The organism is Bradyrhizobium sp. 33ap4 (genome assembly GCF_032654765.1).
Taxonomy (GTDB): Bacteria; Pseudomonadota; Alphaproteobacteria; order Rhizobiales; family Xanthobacteraceae; genus Bradyrhizobium; species Bradyrhizobium australafricanum.
The window spans coordinates 101,276-119,164 of sequence record NZ_JAUMTJ010000005.1; the positions used below are offsets into that span (position 1 = coordinate 101,276).

The window sequence follows — 17,889 nt, forward strand, 5'->3', positions numbered from 1 at the left end:
GTCTGGAATGATCGAGGACATTCCGGTCCTTTACCGATCCTGACTTGTCGTTCACGTCGAGGATATCAGAACGCGATCTCCTTGACGCGCGACGCGGCGCCGCGCGACCGCCGGCCGCGCGACAAGATGTACGTATGCGGTTCCGGAGAAGGCCCGAGACCCTGGGGGTGATCTTGGACGCCATTTTGGCGCCGCCAGCGCGGTGGCATGCCATGGCAAAGTCCGCGCGGCGCCTTTATCTTTGCTGACAGCGCTGGGCGAACGATCGAAAGGCAATTTCGATGAATATGGCAGGCAAGACGGTGCTGATCACCGGTTCCACCGACGGCGTCGGCCGCTACGTCGCGATGAAGCTGGCGTCGGCCGGCGCCCGGGTCCTGATCCACGGCCGCGATACCAAGCGGGCGCAGACGCTCGCCGACGAGATCAAGCGCCTCAGCGGCCGCGAGCCGATGTTCTACCAGGCCGACCTGTCCTCGCTCGCCGAGGTCCGCGAGTTCGCCCAGCTGGTGCTCGACGACCAGGAACGCCTTGATGTGTTCGTCAGCAACGCGGGCATCGGTTCGCAAAACGAGGGGCCGGCGCGGCAGACCAGCAAGGACGGCCACGAGCTGCGCTTCGCGGTCAACTATCTCGCCGGCTTCCTGCTCGCGCATCTGTTGCTGCCGCGGCTCAAGGCGAGCGCGCCGGCGCGCATCGTCAATGTCGCGTCGCTCGGCCAGCACCCGATCGATTTCGGCGACGTGATGATCACGAAGAACTACAGCGGTGCGCGCGCCTATGCGCAGAGCAAGCTGTCGCAGATCATGTTCACCATCGACCTGGCCACGGAGCTGGAAGGCTCCGGCGTGACCGTCAACTCGCTGCACCCCGCGACCTACATGAACACCACCATGGTGCGCGCCAGCGGCGCGACGCCGATCTCGACCGTCGAGCAGGGCGGTGATGCCATCCTGCGTCTGGTCCAGGACGACGATGTGGCAGGCCGGAGCGGGCTGTTCTTCGACGGTAAGCGCGAGGCGCGCGCCCATGCCCAGGCCTATGACGCCGAGGCGCGCAAGCGGCTCAAGGCGTTGAGCCTGACGCTCACCGGGCTGCGGGCTTCCTGATCCGGCGCGAGACCGGCGCACTTTGGACGCGACCTTGGGCGCGGATCGCCTCGAACAGGCGCTTGCATGCGGCCGGAACGCCGCGATCCGGCACTGTTGCAATGCCGAGCAAGAGACCCGGCTGCGCGCGCTTCGGTGAGAAATACCAGGGCGAGAGCGGGGCGGGCGCCAGCCCGTGCGCGAGCAGTGCCCTGACGATCTCGACATCGGCGGTCTTGTCCGGCAGCGTCAGCATGACGGCGAGGCCGGCAACCCGCACATCGTTGCTCCAGCTCCGTAGCGCCGTCGTCAGCGCATCGCGCCTGTCGCAATAGGCCCGCTTGGTTCGCCTGAGATGGCGGATGTAGTGACCGTCGCGCATGAACTCCGCGGTGGACAGCTGCACCGCTGGGCCGGGAGCAGGGACCAGGCACGTCGCGACATCGGCGAACTGCGCCGCCAACGGCTCTGGCGCAACCAGGAAGCCGAGGCGCAGCGTCGGCGAGATCGTCTTGCTGAAGGAGCCGAGATGGATCACCCGGCCGGCGCGATCGAGCGAGGCGAGCGCCGGCGCGGCACGGCCATCGAGCTGCAATTCGCCGAGATAGTCGTCCTCGATGATGAAGGCTCCGGTTTGGGCGGCCCAGTCGAGCAGCTGCGCGCGACGTTGCGGCGACAGCGGCGGGCCGAGCGGCGCCTGCTGGCCCGGGGTCACGACCGCGAGCGCCGCGTCGGGGGCGTGCTTGAGACCGTGCTCGACATCGATGCCGTTGGCATCGACGGGGATCGGGACGACCTCCAGCCGGCCGAGATCGAGGCCCTTTCGCGTCAATGGAAATCCCGGGTTTTCCATCCAAGCGCGGCGGCCTTCGAGGCCGAGCACGCGCAGCGCGAGGCCGAGTCCTCCGCTGAATCCCGAGGTGATGACGATCTGCGCGGGCGAGCATTCGAGCCCGCGCGCGATCGCGAGATGCGCCGCGATCTCGCGTCTCAATTCGAGCTCGCCGCGTGGATCGACATAGCGCATCACCGCGCTCAATTCCGCCCGGACGGCGCGCGCGCGGATTCGCGCCAGCAGCTTGGCGGGGAGCCTATCCTGCGCGGGGACGCCCATCCGAAAGTGTCCCTGACCGCTCAGATCGCGAAACATCTCCACGACCGATCCGGGAGCGACCGGCGCATCGGGCTTGGCGGCCTTCCTGGGCCGCCTCGCGACGGTGGTGCCGCCCGCCTTCGACGACACGATGTGCTGGGCGTCCGACAGCTTGTCATAGGCCGCCCGCACGGTGCCGCGCGCAACGCCGAGCTGCGCGGCAAGGTCGAGCCACGATGGCAGCCGGGCGCCCGGCACCAGCACGCCGTTGTCGATCGCCGCCGCGATCGCCTTGCGGATCTGCTCGGAGAGCGGCGTCCTGGCCGACCGGTCGAGCGCGATGGGAAGCGGGTTGGGCATGGCTCGTGGTACACCAATTCGGTTCATTCTTGGTGCTTCTTTTTGGCCATGCGTGCCCGCATCTATCCGGTAGCAATGGAGGCACGAGATGAAGACCTTGATGACAACGCTGCTGGCCTGCGCGGCCCTTGCGACTCCGGCGATGGCGCAATCGGTGACGCCGAAGTTCGAGCATATGATCACGAACATTCCCGGCAAGTCGTTGATCGCGGTGGAGGTGAACTTCCCGCCGGGCGAGCCGTCGGCGCCGCATCATCACGCCAAATCGGCGTTTCTCTATGTCTACGTGCTCCAGGGCGCGATCGAGAGCCAGCTGGAAGGCGAGGCCGCGCATGTCTATCGGGCCGGCGAAAGCTTCTTCGAGCCGCCCGGCGCGCATCACGTGCTCGGGCGCAACGCGAGCGCGACCGAACCGGCGAAGCTGCTTGCGGTGTTCGTCGTCGACAGCAACGACAAGGCGCTGACTGTGTTCGACAAGGAAGGACACAAGCAATGAGCATGCGGATCGATTACAACAAGGTCGCCCCCGCGGGCATCAAGGCGCTCGGTGGCGTCTATGGCTACATCACGCAAAGCGGGCTTTCCGCGCAGCTCGTCGAACTGGTCTATCTGCGGATATCGCAGATCAACGGCTGCGCCTATTGCCTGGATTCGCATACCCGCAGCCTGCTGAAGATGGGCGTCAAGGTCGAGAAGCTTGCGGTGCTGCAGGTCTGGCGCGAGGCTGAGGCGCTGTTCGACGCCGAGGAGCGCGCCGCGCTGGCCTGGGCCGAAACCGTCACCCGCGTGGCGGAGACCGCGATTCCGGATGCCGATTACCAGGCGGCCCGCGAGGTGTTCAACGAGAAGCAACTGGTCGACCTGACCATCGCGATCGGCCTGATGAACACCTACAACCGCATCGCCATCGGCTTCCGCAACCCGCCGCAGGCTGTGGTCGAGCATTCCGCTGCGGCGGCTTGATCTTGGCAGGAATGGGTCAACTCCTGGACGGAAGCAACTCATTCGTTGCGGGCCGCATGCTCAGCAGCAGGAGTGCGCCGGAGAGCAAGTACAGCGCCATGACGAAGTACATGCCATAGATGTTGTCGCCGGTGTTCCGCACGATGAACCCGGTGATCGACGGGCTTACCGCCGGACCGAGATTTCCGAGGCTAGTGACGAGGGCAAGGCCGCCGGCCGCCGCGCCCGCTGAGAGATACTCACTGGTCAATGCATAGAAGAGCGGCGGCGCTGATACAAACCCGATGACGGCGAAGGAGAGAGCCAGGATCGAACCAACAAAAGTGCCGTGGAGCAACATGAGAAAGAACAAGCCGCCGGCGGCAATCGTGACGCAGGTCGCATAGTGCCAGCGGCGCTCATGCCGCTTGTCCGAATGACGACCGATCAGGATCATGCAGACGATACCCGCAGCGTTGGCTACTGCGTGATAGACGCCGACCAGTAGCGGATCCTTTACTCCCCAGCTATGGATCAGGGTCGGCATCCAGAATACCATCGTGTAGTTGGCGCCCAGCAGACAAAAACAGGCCAGCGACAACAGGTAGACCTTCGGGTCTCGCAGCAGCTGCCGGAACGTCCCCGAGGTCGCCTTCACGATGTTCTCTTCGTCATGCTGTAAAGCATCGTCCAGCAGCGCCTTCTCCCCCTTCGAGAGCCACGCGGCCTGGAACGGCTTGTCCTTGAGCAGGTAATACACGAGAACGCCGAGGATTGGCGCGGGCAAACCCTGGATCAGAAACAGCCATTGCCAGCCGTAAAGACCGCTGACGCCGTCGAAATACTTCAGGATCGAACCACACAGCGGACCAGCGATGAACATCACAATGGGGGGCGCCGACGCGAGGATCGCGATGACCTGCCCGCGCCTCACCGACGGGTACCAGTACGTCAAGTACAGCAGCACGCCCGGGGCGAAGCCGGCCTCAAAGACACCAAGAAAGAACCTCGCCGCATAGAACTGGAGCGGCGTCGATACGAACATCATGGCGGTCGCCGCCAATCCCCAGAGCACCATGATCCGCAACAGGGTTTTGCGCGCGCCGATCCTTTCCAGAAGAAGATTGCTGGGCACCTCAAACAGGAAATATCCGACGAAGAAGATGCCCGCGCCGAGCCCGTAGACTGCATCATCAAACGGTAGTGTCTGCTTCATCTGAAGCTGTGCGAAGCCGATGTTGATGCGGTCGAGAAAGGCGACCATGCTGGCGATCAGTAGCAAAGGCATAAGGCGCCAGTCGACCTTGGCGAACACGGCCTTGTACGCCGGGTTCTCCAATATCGGCGACGATGACTTGCTTGCAGCAGGCAGATGCATTCTTGTTCCTTCCAAAATATGCTTTTGCCTATGATGTCCTTCAAACCAGTCGCTGCTCCATTGCGCGCGAGTAATGGTCTGACCTCGAAAGCTCAGGTGACCTTTGCCTCGATGACGCTGAGACGCCCGGCCGGACAGGTCGCGGTGTGAGTAAAGCCGGATTCGCGAAACAGCCAGGCGTACTGCTTTTCCGTTCTTTCGAGACCGCCAGGACCGCGAAGCATGAGCAGATCGGTCAGCGTCTGTTCCCTGTGCGCATCGCTTACGCTCGGGAATTCCGGCATGACCCGTTCGATAAGCAGGAGCACGCCCCCTCCGGGGAGCGCCCTTCGACAGTTTGCGAGGATGACCATGCTGCGCTCATCGTTCCAATCGTGAATGATGTTCTTCATGACGATGGCATCCGCGATCGATGGAATCGTCTGGAAGAAATCGCCGGCCATGAATTCGATGCGATCACTGAGCCCGCTGCGCCTCAGATGGCCAGTCGCGGATTCGGCGCAGCGCGGAAGGTCGAAAATAGTCCCTCGGATATGCGGATGCTGCCCGGCTATGGCGCCAACGAGTTCGCCGGAGCCGCCGCCGACATCCATGAGATGAGCGAACGCACCGAAGTCGTAGGCCCCCAGGATATCCGGAATCGCCAGACGGGTCCCCTCCGTCATAGCCGCATTAAATATGCTGACCATCTCCGGATCGCGCGCCATCAGATCAAAGCTGTTTTCATGGTCAAGCAGTTGCGCGGCGGTCTTGCCGGTCATGATCGAGTCCAGCAACCCGGTCCACGATTCGGTCAGAAACCGGCCTTCAAAGATCGTCCAGTTCTTGAGGGACTGGGTTGCGGCCCCGTCAAGGCAAGCCCCCAGTTCGGTCAATGCGTATCGCTCTTCAGCGACCGTGCAAATGCCTATGGTCGAAAGCGCGGTCAGCAGGCGGCGGAGCGCCTGCTTGTTCGCGCCGGTTGCCTCGACGAGTTCGCCGAGGGGCCGCGATCCATCGCGCAGGAGCTCGGCGATCCCCAGCTTCGCGGCGACGTAGATGACCGCGGTCACGCGCTGCGACTGAATAAGGTGCAGCAATCTTGCGGATGCTTGGACAGAGGCCATCGATCATTCCCCCTCATGTTGCTAGTTGGTGCCGGTCCAGCACTCCCGGGCAAACCTGCTCAGGCTCGAAAGCGGCGCGCTGCGCGGCATTGATTGGCCGACCCTGATCTCGGTGTCGCTGACGCCGGGACCGCATCGCCGGTCCGTCCCCGCAATTGGGGAAGGGTTGAAACCTGAAATACTTAGCGCAGTATGGATGACAGAACTGATCATGGAGGCCTGCCTGGCGCTGACCGCTTTTGGTGGATCGCTGCTCGGGACGGTTTTGCTATCCCGCGCCGCAAGATGATGCTGTACAATTGCCGCCAGGTCCCGAAACCTCGCCGATATTCTGCCGATACTTTCCGAAATGGCCCAACGAGGCGTTCTTGCTTAAGTCATCGCAGCCTTCGATTGTGATCGGCGACCGGACCTTGGACCTAGCCCGCGAATTGCTGCTCGACGGGCGCGGCGACATCGTGCCGTTGCGTCCTCAAGCCTGGGCGGTGCTGCGGCTCCTCGCGCAACGCGTCGGGCGCCTGGTGCATAAGGACGAGATATTGGATGAGGTCTGGTCGGACTGCGAGGTCACGGAAGACTCGCTTGTCCAGGCCATCGGCGACATCAGGCAGGCCTTGGGAGGGGCGGGCCGATTGGCCCTGAGAACCTTGCCTCGCCGCGGCTACATGCTGGTCGTGGATGGCGAGCAGGCCGACCGCCCGGCTTCTGCCAGTGTCACGACCTCGTCGATGCCGGACAACGCCGGAAGGCCAGCGGGTTCATCTTCGATCCCACACCTGTCCATTGTTGTTCTACCATTCACAAATATTGGCGGCGATCTGGAGCAGGAATATTTTGTCGATGGCGTGACTCACAGTCTGACTACCGACCTGTCGCGCATCGCCGGCGCGTTCGTCATCGGCCGGGGCACTGCGTTCACCTTCAAGGGAAAGGCGGTGGACGTGAGGGAGATCGGTCGCGAATTGAATGTCCGTTACGCGCTGGAAGGGTCGGTGCAACGCGGCGGCAATCGCTTTCGCCTGAACGTTCAGTTGACTGACACGGAAACCGGAGCCCATGTGTGGGCCGAGCGCTTCGACAAGCCCGCTGCCGACTTGCTGGACATGCAGGATGAGATCGTATCCCGGCTCGCCAATACATTGAACGCCGAGCTTATCAAGGCCGAAGCACGACGGGCAGAACGGTTGCCCCAGCCGGACGCGATGGATCTCTATTTTCAGGGCAGGGCTGTCCTGAATAAAGGAATAGCGCCAGCGGTTATGGCGCGAGCAAGGGATTTCTTCATGCGCGCCCTCGCGCTTGATCCCGACAATATTGAAGCAGCGGTTGCCGCGGCTCAGGTCGATTTTGCGATCGGTTCTTCCTCCATGGCCGATGACGGACCGGCATATTTCAGGGCCGCGGAGAAGGCGCTGAATGGCGTGTTGTTGCGTGCGCCCAATCACCCCAGAGCCCACATGTTGCTCGGCGCGGTTCAAATTCGGACGCACCGCGCTGCAAAGGGTATCGCTGAATGTCGCCAGGCGCTGGCGCTCGATCGGAATTTGGCCGATGCGCATGGGTTTATTGGCCTCGGGAAGCATGCGCTGGGGCGTGGTGAGGAAGTCGAGGGGCATATTCAAGAGGCGTTACGACTGTCCCCTCGCGATACGCGTGCCTTTCTCTGGATCATGGTTGTCGGGATGGCCAAGTTGATGTCCTGCACCAACGCAGACCTCGAGGCGCTGGACTGGCTTCGCCGGAGCATTGAGGCTAATCCCAATTTTGCGCTCGCTCACTTTCACTTGGCTGGCGCGTTGGCCATGATGGGAGACCTCGAGGAAGCACAATCCAGTGCCAAAGCCGGACTGGCGCTCGATCCCAACTTCAGCATTCGTCGATACGACGTCAATGTCGTCTTCCTGTCCGACAATCCGGTATGGCTCGCCAAGCGTAAGCGCTTTTATGAGGGAATGCGCATGGCCGGCGTGCCGGAGAGCTAGTGCCGCGTTCGATCATCTGCGTGAATGGGATAAAGCTGCGACGAGGAGCTACATTTGAGCTCCAGCAGCGGCGCGCCATACTCGCGTCTTGGTCAGCGGCGGAGCAGGAGCACCACTCACGAACCCGGCTTCGCCTCGACAGGCTTCTGCGCGAACTGCGGAAAGGTCTCGGCGACGACAGGCCCATCCAGCCGCCATGAATAGCAGCCGCCGACGAAGAATGGCGGCTCGGTGACATCGCGCTGGTGATCGAGCGCGCCGCGGCCCTGCGGGTCCTTGCCGGAGGTTGCGGTCTGGAACAGCGTCGTCACCGCGGGACCCAGCAGCTCGGCGAGATGGGTGCAGGTTTCGAGCTTGCCAATCTTGCGACGGACCAGTTCGCGCCAGCCCTTGCCGATGCGTTCGCCGACCAGGCGCTGCAAGATGCCCTCGACGTCGAGGCAGGACGGGTAGGGCGTTGAGGCCATCGTGGTGCCGGTCTCGCGGATCGTAAAACTGTCGTCGACCGCGAGCCGCAGGCGGATGTCGTGCACGGGATCGTCGGGCTGCTGCAGCCCGCGATGCTTGTCCTGTCGGGCATAGGGTTTGGTGTCGACCAGCTGCGCCTCGACTTCCCACAATCCGTCGTCACGGAGATAGCCGAGACATTCGACGGAGCGGCGGTGCATCAGGCGGCGGGGCTTGCCGTCGGCATTGGTATCGGGTGCGGACATCTGAACTCGCTGGATTGAATCTAGAGCTGATCCAATCGGCCGTGCGCTCCGATGTCAACGCTCGCGGTCGAATGGCGTCATGAGAGGTCGTCATTCCGGGATGGCGCGTTAGCGCCAGACCCGGAATCTCTAGATTCCGGGTTCGATGCTTCGCATCGCCCCGGAATGACGGGGTGACGTTGAGAGCTATCCCTCAGCTCACCCGCCGTTCGCGGTTCTCCCAATACGGCTTGCGCAGCTCGCGCTTTAAGATCTTGCCGGCGCCGGAGAGCGGCAGCGGCGTCGCGGTGATGTCGACGCTGCGCGGGCATTTGTAGCCGGCGATCAGCATCTTGCAGTGCTCCATCAGCTCTTCCGGCGTGGCGCTGGCGCCGCTCTTCATCACCACGACGGCGTGAACCTGCTCGCCCCAGCGTTCGCTCGGGATCCCGATCACGGCGCATTGCGCCACCGCCGCGTGCTGGGCGAGCGCGTTCTCGACCTCGGCCGAATAGACGTTCTCGCCGCCGGAGATGATCATGTCCTTGACGCGGTCGACGACGTAGACAAAGCCGTCCTCGTCCATGTAGCCGCCGTCGCCGGTGTGCATCCAGCCGTCGATCACGGCGCGCGCGGTCTCCTCCGGCCGCTCCCAATAGCCCATCATCACCATGTCGCCGCGCACCGCGATCTCGCCGACGGTACCCGTCGGCACGACCTTGTCCTCCGCATCGACGATCCTGACCTCGGCGCCAAGCGTGGCGCGGCCGGCGCCGCGGTGCCGTCCCTTGGCGCGGCCGTCGCCGATATGCTCCTTCCAGTGCAGCAGGGTCGCGATCGGCGACAGCTCGGTCATGCCGTAGGCTTGCGTGAACTCGACATGCGGCAGCGCCTTCATGGCGCGCATCAGCACGGCGTCGCTGATCACGGAGGCGCCGTAGGAGATCCGCTTCAAGGACGACAGGTCGTAATTGCCGAGCGTCGGGTGATCGACGAACATCTGGATCATGGTCGGCACCAGCAGCACGTCGGTGATGCGCTCCTTCTGCACGGCGGCCGCGACGCCGTCAGGCGTAAAGCCCTGGATTACGACGTTGGATCCTCCGGACAGCAGCACCGAATACATCGCCGCGCCATTGGCGAGGTGGAACATCGGCGCCGCATGCAGATAGATCGTGCTGCTCGGCCATAGGCCTTCGCCGAGCGCGTTGAGCGCGTTGGCCATCAGATTGCCGTGGCTCAGCATCACGCCCTTGGAGCGGCCGGTGGTGCCGCCGGTGTAGAAGATGCCGGCAAGGTCGTCGCGGCTGCGCATCGCATCCGGAACAGGCGCGCTGCGCGCGATGAGCGTCTCGTAATTCGCCATGCCGGCAGGCATGTCGCCCTCGTCGGCATAGACCAGCTTGAGGCCGGGGATGGCGCCTGCCAGCGCCGTGCCGACCGGCGCAAACGGCTTGTCGACGAACAGGATCGTTGCACGGCAGTCGCGCAGCGCGTCCTCGTTCTCGCTCGGAGACCAGCGGATGTTGAGCGGCACGATCACGGCGCCGGCCCAGCCGACCGCGAGGTAGAGCTCGAGATAGCGGTCGGAGTTCAACGACAGGATCGCGACGCGATCGCCGTCCTGGGCGCCGAGGCCGCGGATCGCGGCGGCGAGGCGGGCGACGCGTTCGCCGACCTCGCGCCAGTTGCGCCGCCGCTCACCGCAGACGACTGCGAGCCCGTTTGGATTGACCTGCAGCGCGCGCCGCAGTCCGTGTGTGATGTTCACTCGTCTCCTCCCTTGATGCGTTTCCCCTGCGAGGCGGTTTGTCCGCCTTCTCGTGCGCCGTTGTCTTGCGCGTTGATGTCATTTGCGTTGTTGTTTTGGCGATGCCTTCGGTGAGGCGGATCGCGAATTCCTCGGCGACGGCGCGTCCGCTCAGCTCGCCGCCCGGCTGGAACCAGTGGCCGATCCAGTTCAGCGAGCCGGCGATCGCGAAAGCTGCGAGCTTCGGGTCGCAGGGTTTCACCGAACCGTCCGCGACGCCCTGTGCGATATAGTCGCGGAAGGCGCGGTCGATCCGCCGCTTCGCAGTCTGCACGATCTTGCGGTTGTCCTTGCTGAGGTCGCGGATGTCGAACCGGACCAGGCTCTTGCCGTAGTCCGCGGTCATCAGCTCGGCATAGCGGACGGTGAGCTTGCGCAGCTTGTCGAGTCCCGAGCCGCCGCCCGCCGACGTCTCGGCAATGCATTCGTCGACCAGCTCATTGCCGATCGACCAGCACTCGAACAGGATCTCGTCCTTGCCGCGGAAGTAGTTGTAGAGCGCCGGCTTGGTGATGTTGAGCCGCTTGGCGACGTCGTTCAGCGTGGCACGGTGATAGCCCTGTTCAAGGAACAGGGCTACGGCCGTGCGCAGCACTGCCTCGCGCTTCTCGTCGCGGGCGCGGCGCCGGCTTTCGAATGGCAGCCACGGCGACTCGTTGCTGGAAGAGGGGGAGTGGGCGTCCATCGCGTCGGCTGTTGTCGCATTGACTCCGGAAGATCGCCCGTATATTACCCATGGGTAACAAATAGTCCAGTGGGTAATTTCCGGGAGGACACGCGATGACGTCACGCACCTATATTGCCGGGGTCGGCATGATCCCGTTCGTCAAGCCCGGCGCCAATGCGCCGTATCACGTGATGGGCGCCGAAGCGGCGAAGCTGGCGCTCGCCGACGCCGGGCTCGACTACGGCCGCGTGCAGCAGGCCTATGTCGGCTACGTCTATGGCGACTCCACCTGCGGGCAGCGCGCGCTCTATCCGGTCGGCATGACCGGCATCCCGATCGTCAACGTCAACAACAACTGCTCGACCGGCTCGACCGCGCTGTTCCTGGCGCGGCAGGTGATCGAGTCGGGCGCGGCCGATTGCGTGATGGCGCTCGGCTTCGAGCAGATGAAGCCCGGCGCGCTCGGGGCCGTGTTCACCGACCGTCCCAGTGCGTTCGACGATTTCGACGCCGCGGCCGACAAGCTGGTCGACGCGCCCGGCGTGCCGCTGGCGCTGCGCTATTTCGGCGGCGCCGGCCTCAGCCACATGAAGAAATACGGCACGCCGCTCTCCGCCTTTGCAAAAGTGCGCGCCAAGGCGAGCCGTCATGCCAAGAACAATCCGCTGGCGCTGTTCCGCAAAGAGGTCACCGCCGACGACGTGATGAACGACCAGGTGATTTGGCCTGGCGTGATGACGCGGCTGATGGCGTGCCCGCCGACCTGCGGCGGCGCCGCCGCGATTCTGGTCTCGGAGAAATTCGCCGACCAGCACGGCCTCAACAAGCAGGTCCGCATCGCGGCGCAGGCGATGACGACCGACACGCCCTCGACCTTCGGTGCGTCAGACATGATGCAGGTGGTCGGCTACGACATGGCGCGGGATGCCGCGCGCAAGGTCTATGAGGCCGCCGGCATCGGGCCTGATGATCTCGACGTCGTCGAGCTGCACGACTGCTTCGCGCACAACGAGCTGATCACCTATGAGGGGCTCGGCCTGTGCGGCGAGGGCGAGGCCGCGAAATTCATCGACGACGGCGACAACTCCTATGGCGGCAGGATCGTCACCAACCCGTCCGGCGGGCTGCTGTCGAAGGGTCATCCGCTCGGCGCCACCGGGCTTGCGCAGTGCTATGAGCTGACGCGGCAGTTGCGCGGCACCGCTGCGGCGACGCAGGTGGAGGGCGCGCGGGTCGGCTTGCAACACAATCTCGGCCTCGGCGGCGCCTGCGTCGTGACGCTCTACGAACGCGCTTGAGGTCGTCATGGTCGATCAATCCGCTGTCGGGCGTACATTTACGCCCGTGACCGCGCGCGTCGAGCCGGGGCGGCTGCGCTTCTTCCTCGATACGCTCGGCGAGACGAATGCCGTCTATCGCGACGAGACGGCCGCGCAGGCGGCCGGCTTCACGGCGGCGCCGGTGCCGCCGACCTATCTGTTCTGCCTCGAGATGATGGATGCGCCGGACGCGTTCGAGTTCCTCACGGCGCTCGACATTGATCTGGCGCGCGTGCTGCACGGCGAGCAGCGCTTCGACTATCATGCGCCCGTCGTGGTCGGCGACACCTTGACCTTCCATCCGCGTGTCACTGGCGTGACCGACAAGAAGGGCGGGGCGATGACGCTGATCGTGGTCGACACTCCGGTCACCAACCAGAACGGTGTCCATGTCGCCGATGTCTCGCGCACCGTCGTGGTACGCAATGCGAGGCCGTCATGAGCAGCTCTCCCTCTGTCGGCGACCGCATCGTCCACAAGGAGTTTCCACCGATCACCCGCCATCGCCTCGCGCTGTATTGCGGCGCCTCCGGCGATCACAATCCGATCCATGTCGACATCGATTTCGCGAAGGCGGCCGGCTTCCCCGACGTGTTCGCGCACGGCATGCTGGTGATGGGCTATCTCGGCCAGGCGCTGACCGACGCGGTGGCGCCGTCGCGCATCCGCTCGTTCTCGACCCGCTTTGCGGCGATCACCCAGCTCGGCGCGAAGCTGACCTGCGAGGGCACGGTGACCGAGCTGGTCGAGCAGGGCGGTGAGAGGCGCGCAATACTCGCGCTGACTACCAGGGATCAGAACGGCGAGATCAAGCTCGCCGGCGAGGCGGTTATCGCGCTGTAGCGCGAAAGGTCTCGCCACGAAGGATTGTGCGCTCCCTCGCCCCGCTCTTGCGGGGAGAGGGTTGGGGTGAGGGGCTGCTTCCGCGCACTCTGGAGGTGTTGAGACCTGTACCCCCTCACCCGGAACGCATCTGACGATGCGTTCCGACCTCTCCCCGCAAGCGGGGCGAGGTGAGGCGGGCATACCGCAAAGATCACGTTGTTTGAGGGAGGTTTGAATGTCAAAGCTGCAAGGCAAAGTCGCGCTCGTCTCAGGCTCCGGCCGCGGCATCGGGCGCGCGATTGCGCTGAAGCTCGCGAACGAGGGCGCGCGCGTCGTGGTCAACGACCTCGATGCCGAGCCGGGCGATGCGGTCGTCGCGGAGATCAAGGCCATGGGCGGCGAGGCGATCGCGGTCAATGGCAGCGTGACCGAAGCCGGCTTTGCCGATCGCTTCGTCGGCGCCGCGATCGAGCGGTTCGGCGGTCTCGACATCATCGTCAATAATGCCGGGTACACCTGGGACTCGACGATCCAGAAGATGACCGACGAGCAGTTCCAGGCGATGCTGGACGTCCATCTGGTCGCCCCGTTCCGCATCATGCGCGCGGCGTCGGAGCCGATCCGAGTGATGGCGAAGAGGGAGGCCGAGGCGGGCCGCGAGGTGTTCCGCAAGGTCGTCAACATCTCCTCGATCGCGGGCCTCTACGGCAATGCCGGGCAGGCGAGCTATTCGTCCGCCAAAGCATCGCTGATCGGGCTGACGCGCACGATGTGCAAGGAGTGGGGCCGCTACAAGGTCAACGTCAATTGCGTGGCGTTCGGCCTGATCAACACCCGCCTGACCCAGCCGATCGAGACCCAGCAGAAAACCATCGACGTCGCCGGCCGCGACATCAAGGTCGGCGTCCAGCCGCAGATGCTGGAGGCGATGGGCCGCATGATCCCGCTCGGCCGCGGCGGCACGCCGGAGGAGGCGGCCGATGCGGTCTATCTGTTCTGCGCTCCGGAATCGAATTACATCAGTGGTCAGGTGATCGTCGCCGGCGGCGGTCTTCTGATTTAATACGAGGGCAGAATGCACTACCGATCGTCCTGGATGACCGAGGAGCTGGACACCTTCCGAGACCAGTTCCGCAAATTCCTCGCCAAGGATCTGGCGCCGCACGCCGAAAAATGGCGCGAGCAGAAGCTGGTCGATCGCTCGGCCTGGCGCGCGCTCGGCGAGATGGGCGCGTTGCTGCCGAGCGTGCCCGAGGCCTATGGCGGCTTAGGGGCCAGCTTCGCCTATGACGCCGCCGTGCTCGATGACCTCGAGAGCACGGTGCCGGAGCTGACCACCGGCGTCTCCGTGCACAGCGCGATCGTCGCGCATTACATCGTCAACTATGGCTCGGAGGAGCAGAAGAAACGTTGGCTGCCGAAGATGGCGTCGGGTGAGATGGTCGGCGCCATCGCGATGACCGAGCCCGGCACCGGCTCGGATCTGCAGGCCGTCAAGACCACGGCGAAGAAGCAGGGCAATTCCTACGTCATCAACGGCCAGAAGACTTTCATCACCAACGGCCAGGCCGCCGATCTCGTCATCGTGGTGGCGCGGACCGGGGCTCCGGGCGCCAAGGGCATCTCGCTGATCGTGGTTGAGACCGCGGGCGCCGAGGGGTACCGGCGCGGGCGCAACCTCGACAAGATCGGGCTGCACGCATCAGACACGTCGGAGCTGTTCTTCGATAACGTCACGGTGCCGCCGGAGAACCTGCTCGGCGCCGAGGAGGGCAACGGCTTCGTACAGCTGATGCAGCAATTGCCGCAGGAGCGGCTGTCGCTCGCGATCGGCGCGGTCGCCTCGATGGAGCGCGCGGTCAGGATCACCGCCGAATACACCAAGGAGCGCACCGCGTTCGGCAAGCCGCTGCTCGAATTCCAGAACACCGCCTTCAAGCTTGCCGAGCGCAAGACCGAGGCGATGATCGCCCGCGTGTTCGTCGACTGGTGCGTCGAGCGCCTGGTCGCCGGCGACCTCGACACCGTGACGGCGTCGATGGCGAAATGGTGGTGCTCGCAGAAGCAGGTCGAGACCGCCGACGAATGCCTGCAGCTGCATGGCGGCTACGGCTACATGCAGGAATATCCGATCTCGCGCATGTTCATCGATTCCCGCATCCAGAAGATCTATGGCGGCACCAACGAAATCATGAAGCTCCTGATCGCGCGTTCGCTGTAGGCGGGCGCGTCTTTGGCCGTCATTCCGGGGCACGCGAAGCGTGAACCCGGAATCTCGAAGTTGCGGCTTGAGATTCCGGGTTCGATGCTCGCGCATCGCCCCAATGACGCGGAGGGGTGAGTGCGCGCTCATCTCCTTCGGCCGTGCGCCGCTACATCGCCCGTACGTTCTTGAGGAACTTGTCGACCTGAACTTCCAGCTCTGAGGCGTTGCTGGCGAGCTCTCCGGAGGCCGCCAGCACGTTCTCGGCGGCCTTGCTGGCATCGTCGATCGCCTTGGTCGTGCCGTTGATGTTTGCGGTGACCTCCTTGGTGGCCGCGGCCTGTTCCTCGACCGCGCTGGCGATCACGGTCGAGATCTCGCTGATCTGGACGATGACCTGCGAGATCGCCTTCAGCGCCGTGGCGGTGTTGCCGGTCGCGGCCTGCATCTCGTTGATCTGCGCCGAAATGTCTTCCGTGGCCTTGGCGGTCTGGTTGGCCAGCGCCTTCACCTCGGAGGCGACGACGGCGAAGCCGCGTCCGGCCTCACCGGCCCGCGCGGATTCGATGGTTGCGTTGAGCGCAAGCAGGTTGGTCTGGCCGGCGATCTGGCTGATCAGGGCGACGACGTCGCCGATCTTCTGCGCCATGGTCACGAGACCCGCGACCAGCTTGTCGGACTTCTCGGCTTCGTCGACCGCCATGCGGGCAATGCGGCTCGCCTCGGCCACCTGGCGGCTGATCTCGTTGACCGAGGACGACAGTTCCTCGGACGCGGACGCCGCGCTCGCCGAGCGCTGATTGACGAATTCGGCGGTCGTCGTCAGCGATCGCGCAGTGCCCTGCATTTGCGTCGACGCCGACGCCAGCATCCCGGCAAGGCCCTTCACGTCCTTCTCGAAATCGTCCGCCAGCTTCACATTGCCTGTCACGACCGACCAGCTCAGCATCGCGCCGGTGTAGTTGCCGCGCTTGTCGGTCAGCCCGGAGACCCGCAGGTCGAGCGTTTCCGGACCGAGCTTGATCTTGGCCGCATGCGGCAGGTTTTTGGGATCGCCGACGATGCGGCGCTGGTGCGCCGGGTTCTTGTGGAAGATGTCGAACGAGTTGCCGAGGATCTTGTCCGGCGCCACCGGAAGCAGGTGCTTCACGGTGTCGAGCGTCTTGAGGCTGGTCTGGTTGATGTAGGTGATGTTGAAGTCGGTGTCGCACATCATGATGTTGATCGGCATGTTGTCGAGCATTTGCAACAGCCGTTCGGTCTGCGTTTCAAGCCGCGCCTTCTCGGTCGCTAGCTCCCAGGTCAGCATCGGGCCGGTGTAGCGGCCGCGCGAATTGGTCATGGCTGTCACGGTGAGATCGAGCGTCTCGCCGCCGATGGTGATGCGCGCCTTGTGCGGCAGGTTCTTCGGGTCGGACAGCAGCCGGCGCTGATGCTGCGGGTTCTTGTGAAAGATATCGATCGATTGCCCGATCAGCGCGTCGACCTTCACCGGCAGCACATGCTCGATCTTCTTCAGGTTCTGCCGCGTCGACTCGTTGATGTAGGTGATTTTGAAATTGTCCAGCTCGCAGAGCATAAGTCGGATCGTAGCCATGTCGTTCTGTGAGCCAAGGAGTTGAGTGTTATAGTTGTCTTCCTAAGACCGCTTGGCCTCCGACTTATTGCCTCCAGCCTTGATAATGATCTTGGTGAATTGAAACGTTGCACCTGATCGGCGACGGAATGCCTTCCACCGCCGGCCCCACGCAGGTGCGCTACACGATTTACAATTTCTGACTGCGTGGAACGGTAGGCGATTCGAGTTCCACCAAGAAGGGCGCGCAATGCGCCGCGTGCGCTCGCGCAGGTCGAACGCGCGATGCTCGCGATGAGCGCAGCCGAAAACGTCGCACAACACCGCGATTTGCCGTGAAATCCGCGCGATCCGGCGACGAAGATGTGAAGCGGCCGATCGCTGCACCGTAATCTTACGGAAGCACACGCGTGCGCTCCTAATGATTGTTATCGTGCACATAACGTGTGGCTCATGCAGATTGTGCCACGCCATCGCGCGCAGCGGAGAGCTCTTGACTGCAATCGTCTCGGCGGCCACGCGCTGTCGGTCTTGGCGATGCGGCGTGCGAGCATTCTTTCGCCTGCGCTCTGTTGAGTCGATCGGCGCCTCGTGATGACAGGGCGGCCGCATCGTCGATGCGGGTGTTCATGAAAGAAGCCCGCGCAGGTTGATCATGCCGCGCGAGACGCGATCGGGGTCACGGACCGGCGTCGTGGTCCCGCGCGAGCGCAACGAGATCGCCCTCGAGCCGGACGATCGTGACCTGCGTTGCTTGCCGGCCGGCGGCTTCAATCCTGCCGGCGATCGTCCGCTCTGCGGAAATCGATGACGAAACGGCGTTGCCCATTGCCTACCGCATGGCTTGG

The 17,889-nt window shown here is 64.1% G+C and carries 18 protein-coding genes; 10 read left to right on the plus strand and 8 right to left on the minus strand.

Annotation, left to right across the window (positions count from 1 at the left end):
• Nucleotides 1-281: 281 nt before the first annotated feature.
• Nucleotides 282-1,109, plus strand: a complete 828-nt coding sequence (locus Q2M23_RS05550) for an SDR family NAD(P)-dependent oxidoreductase (protein WP_057017274.1) — start codon at nt 282-284, stop codon at nt 1,107-1,109.
• Here Q2M23_RS05550 and Q2M23_RS05555 read toward each other — a convergent pair.
• Entirely contained in the window at nt 1,087-2,541 is a 1,455-nt protein-coding gene (locus Q2M23_RS05555) for a PLP-dependent aminotransferase family protein (RefSeq protein WP_316394881.1), read from the minus strand. The genes Q2M23_RS05550 and Q2M23_RS05555 overlap by 23 nt on opposite strands.
• A gap of 88 nt (nt 2,542-2,629) precedes the next feature.
• On the opposite strand from Q2M23_RS05555, the gene Q2M23_RS05560 reads away from it, so the two are divergent.
• Complete coding sequence (locus Q2M23_RS05560; protein ID WP_316394883.1) at nt 2,630-3,037, plus strand: cupin domain-containing protein; 408 nt, start codon at nt 2,630-2,632, stop codon at nt 3,035-3,037.
• Nucleotides 3,034-3,504 carry a carboxymuconolactone decarboxylase family protein gene (locus tag Q2M23_RS05565; RefSeq protein ID WP_168855732.1) on the plus strand — a complete coding sequence of 157 codons (471 nt, stop codon included), beginning with the start codon at nt 3,034-3,036 and terminating at the stop codon, nt 3,502-3,504. Before Q2M23_RS05560 ends, Q2M23_RS05565 begins: the two co-directional genes overlap by 4 nt.
• Before the next feature lie 16 nt (nt 3,505-3,520).
• On the opposite strand, the gene Q2M23_RS05570 is transcribed toward Q2M23_RS05565, so the two are convergent.
• Together Q2M23_RS05570 and Q2M23_RS05575 are read right to left on the minus strand one after the other, a co-directional pair.
• A complete protein-coding gene (locus Q2M23_RS05570; RefSeq protein WP_316394886.1) occupies nt 3,521-4,861 on the minus strand; it encodes an MFS transporter in 1,341 nt (446 codons plus the stop codon).
• A gap of 92 nt (nt 4,862-4,953) precedes the next feature.
• Nucleotides 4,954-5,967 (minus strand): methyltransferase, encoded by a 1,014-nt coding sequence (locus tag Q2M23_RS05575; RefSeq protein ID WP_316394888.1) that lies wholly within the window; start codon nt 5,965-5,967, stop codon nt 4,954-4,956.
• Between the two features lie 25 nt (nt 5,968-5,992).
• On the opposite strand from Q2M23_RS05575, the gene Q2M23_RS05580 reads away from it, so the two are divergent.
• Both Q2M23_RS05580 and Q2M23_RS05585 read left to right on the plus strand, forming a co-directional pair.
• The gene (locus Q2M23_RS05580; RefSeq protein WP_316394890.1) at nt 5,993-6,256 is read left to right on the plus strand and encodes a hypothetical protein; all 264 of its coding nucleotides are present in this window, start codon (nt 5,993-5,995) and stop codon (nt 6,254-6,256) included.
• Nucleotides 6,257-6,335: 79 nt separating this feature from the next.
• On the plus strand, nt 6,336-7,949 hold the full coding sequence (locus tag Q2M23_RS05585) for a winged helix-turn-helix domain-containing tetratricopeptide repeat protein (protein ID WP_316394891.1): 1,614 nt from the start codon (nt 6,336-6,338) through the stop codon (nt 7,947-7,949).
• A gap of 116 nt (nt 7,950-8,065) precedes the next feature.
• On the opposite strand, the gene Q2M23_RS05590 is transcribed toward Q2M23_RS05585, so the two are convergent.
• The 3 genes from Q2M23_RS05590 to Q2M23_RS05600 all read right to left on the minus strand — a co-directional run bounded on the left by Q2M23_RS05590 (nt 8,066) and on the right by Q2M23_RS05600 (nt 11,136).
• Nucleotides 8,066-8,662 (minus strand): DUF2889 domain-containing protein, encoded by a 597-nt coding sequence (locus tag Q2M23_RS05590; RefSeq protein ID WP_057019693.1) that lies wholly within the window; start codon nt 8,660-8,662, stop codon nt 8,066-8,068.
• A gap of 193 nt (nt 8,663-8,855) precedes the next feature.
• Nucleotides 8,856-10,412: a long-chain fatty acid--CoA ligase gene (locus Q2M23_RS05595; RefSeq protein ID WP_316394894.1), complete on the minus strand. Its 1,557-nt coding sequence runs from the start codon at nt 10,410-10,412 to the stop codon at nt 8,856-8,858.
• Complete coding sequence (locus tag Q2M23_RS05600) at nt 10,342-11,136, minus strand: TetR/AcrR family transcriptional regulator (protein WP_310885955.1); 795 nt, start codon at nt 11,134-11,136, stop codon at nt 10,342-10,344. The genes Q2M23_RS05595 and Q2M23_RS05600 overlap by 71 nt, the downstream gene beginning before the upstream one ends.
• Nucleotides 11,137-11,231: 95 nt before the next feature.
• Here Q2M23_RS05600 and Q2M23_RS05605 point away from each other — a divergent pair, with 95 nt between their 5' ends.
• The 5 genes from Q2M23_RS05605 (at nt 11,232) to Q2M23_RS05625 (ending at nt 15,483) form a co-directional block, all read left to right on the plus strand.
• Entirely contained in the window at nt 11,232-12,416 is a 1,185-nt protein-coding gene (locus tag Q2M23_RS05605) for a lipid-transfer protein (RefSeq protein ID WP_253587148.1), read from the plus strand.
• A gap of 7 nt (nt 12,417-12,423) precedes the next feature.
• A complete protein-coding gene (locus Q2M23_RS05610; RefSeq protein ID WP_316394898.1) occupies nt 12,424-12,879 on the plus strand; it encodes a MaoC family dehydratase N-terminal domain-containing protein in 456 nt (151 codons plus the stop codon).
• A complete protein-coding gene (locus Q2M23_RS05615; protein WP_076826486.1) occupies nt 12,876-13,280 on the plus strand; it encodes a MaoC family dehydratase in 405 nt (134 codons plus the stop codon). The genes Q2M23_RS05610 and Q2M23_RS05615 overlap by 4 nt, the downstream gene beginning before the upstream one ends.
• Nucleotides 13,281-13,497: 217 nt before the next feature.
• Nucleotides 13,498-14,325: an SDR family NAD(P)-dependent oxidoreductase gene (locus Q2M23_RS05620; protein WP_057019697.1), complete on the plus strand. Its 828-nt coding sequence runs from the start codon at nt 13,498-13,500 to the stop codon at nt 14,323-14,325.
• Between the two features lie 12 nt (nt 14,326-14,337).
• A complete protein-coding gene (locus Q2M23_RS05625) occupies nt 14,338-15,483 on the plus strand; it encodes an acyl-CoA dehydrogenase family protein (RefSeq protein WP_057019698.1) in 1,146 nt (381 codons plus the stop codon).
• A 151-nt stretch (nt 15,484-15,634) separates the two neighbouring features.
• On the opposite strand, the gene Q2M23_RS05630 is transcribed toward Q2M23_RS05625, so the two are convergent.
• Together Q2M23_RS05630 and Q2M23_RS05635 are read right to left on the minus strand one after the other, a co-directional pair.
• The gene (locus Q2M23_RS05630) at nt 15,635-17,044 is read right to left on the minus strand and encodes a methyl-accepting chemotaxis protein (RefSeq protein WP_316394902.1); all 1,410 of its coding nucleotides are present in this window, start codon (nt 17,042-17,044) and stop codon (nt 15,635-15,637) included.
• Between the two features lie 676 nt (nt 17,045-17,720).
• Nucleotides 17,721-17,870 (minus strand): hypothetical protein, encoded by a 150-nt coding sequence (locus tag Q2M23_RS05635; RefSeq protein ID WP_316394904.1) that lies wholly within the window; start codon nt 17,868-17,870, stop codon nt 17,721-17,723.
• Between the last annotated feature and the right edge of the window lie 19 nt (nt 17,871-17,889).

Excerpts from the sequence above, each read along its gene's own strand:
- Q2M23_RS05605 (WP_253587148.1), top strand. The coding sequence starts at position 11,232 with ATGACGTCACGCACCTATATTGCCGGGGTCGGCATGATCCCGTTCGTC.
- Q2M23_RS05550 (WP_057017274.1), top strand. The coding sequence starts at position 282 with ATGAATATGGCAGGCAAGACGGTGCTGATCACCGGTTCCACCGACGGC.
- Q2M23_RS05600 (WP_310885955.1), bottom strand. The coding sequence starts at position 11,136 with ATGGACGCCCACTCCCCCTCTTCCAGCAACGAGTCGCCGTGGCTGCCA.
- Q2M23_RS05630 (WP_316394902.1), bottom strand. The coding sequence starts at position 17,044 with ATGCTCTGCGAGCTGGACAATTTCAAAATCACCTACATCAACGAGTCG.
- Q2M23_RS05590 (WP_057019693.1), bottom strand. The coding sequence starts at position 8,662 with ATGTCCGCACCCGATACCAATGCCGACGGCAAGCCCCGCCGCCTGATG.
- Q2M23_RS05575 (WP_316394888.1), bottom strand. The coding sequence starts at position 5,967 with ATGGCCTCTGTCCAAGCATCCGCAAGATTGCTGCACCTTATTCAGTCG.
- Q2M23_RS05625 (WP_057019698.1), top strand. The coding sequence starts at position 14,338 with ATGCACTACCGATCGTCCTGGATGACCGAGGAGCTGGACACCTTCCGA.
- Q2M23_RS05555 (WP_316394881.1), bottom strand. The coding sequence starts at position 2,541 with ATGCCCAACCCGCTTCCCATCGCGCTCGACCGGTCGGCCAGGACGCCG.
- Q2M23_RS05565 (WP_168855732.1), top strand. The coding sequence starts at position 3,034 with ATGAGCATGCGGATCGATTACAACAAGGTCGCCCCCGCGGGCATCAAG.
- Q2M23_RS05570 (WP_316394886.1), bottom strand. The coding sequence starts at position 4,861 with ATGCATCTGCCTGCTGCAAGCAAGTCATCGTCGCCGATATTGGAGAAC.
- Q2M23_RS05635 (WP_316394904.1), bottom strand. The coding sequence starts at position 17,870 with ATGGGCAACGCCGTTTCGTCATCGATTTCCGCAGAGCGGACGATCGCC.
- Q2M23_RS05610 (WP_316394898.1), top strand. The coding sequence starts at position 12,424 with ATGGTCGATCAATCCGCTGTCGGGCGTACATTTACGCCCGTGACCGCG.
- Q2M23_RS05620 (WP_057019697.1), top strand. The coding sequence starts at position 13,498 with ATGTCAAAGCTGCAAGGCAAAGTCGCGCTCGTCTCAGGCTCCGGCCGC.
- Q2M23_RS05615 (WP_076826486.1), top strand. The coding sequence starts at position 12,876 with ATGAGCAGCTCTCCCTCTGTCGGCGACCGCATCGTCCACAAGGAGTTT.
- Q2M23_RS05560 (WP_316394883.1), top strand. The coding sequence starts at position 2,630 with ATGAAGACCTTGATGACAACGCTGCTGGCCTGCGCGGCCCTTGCGACT.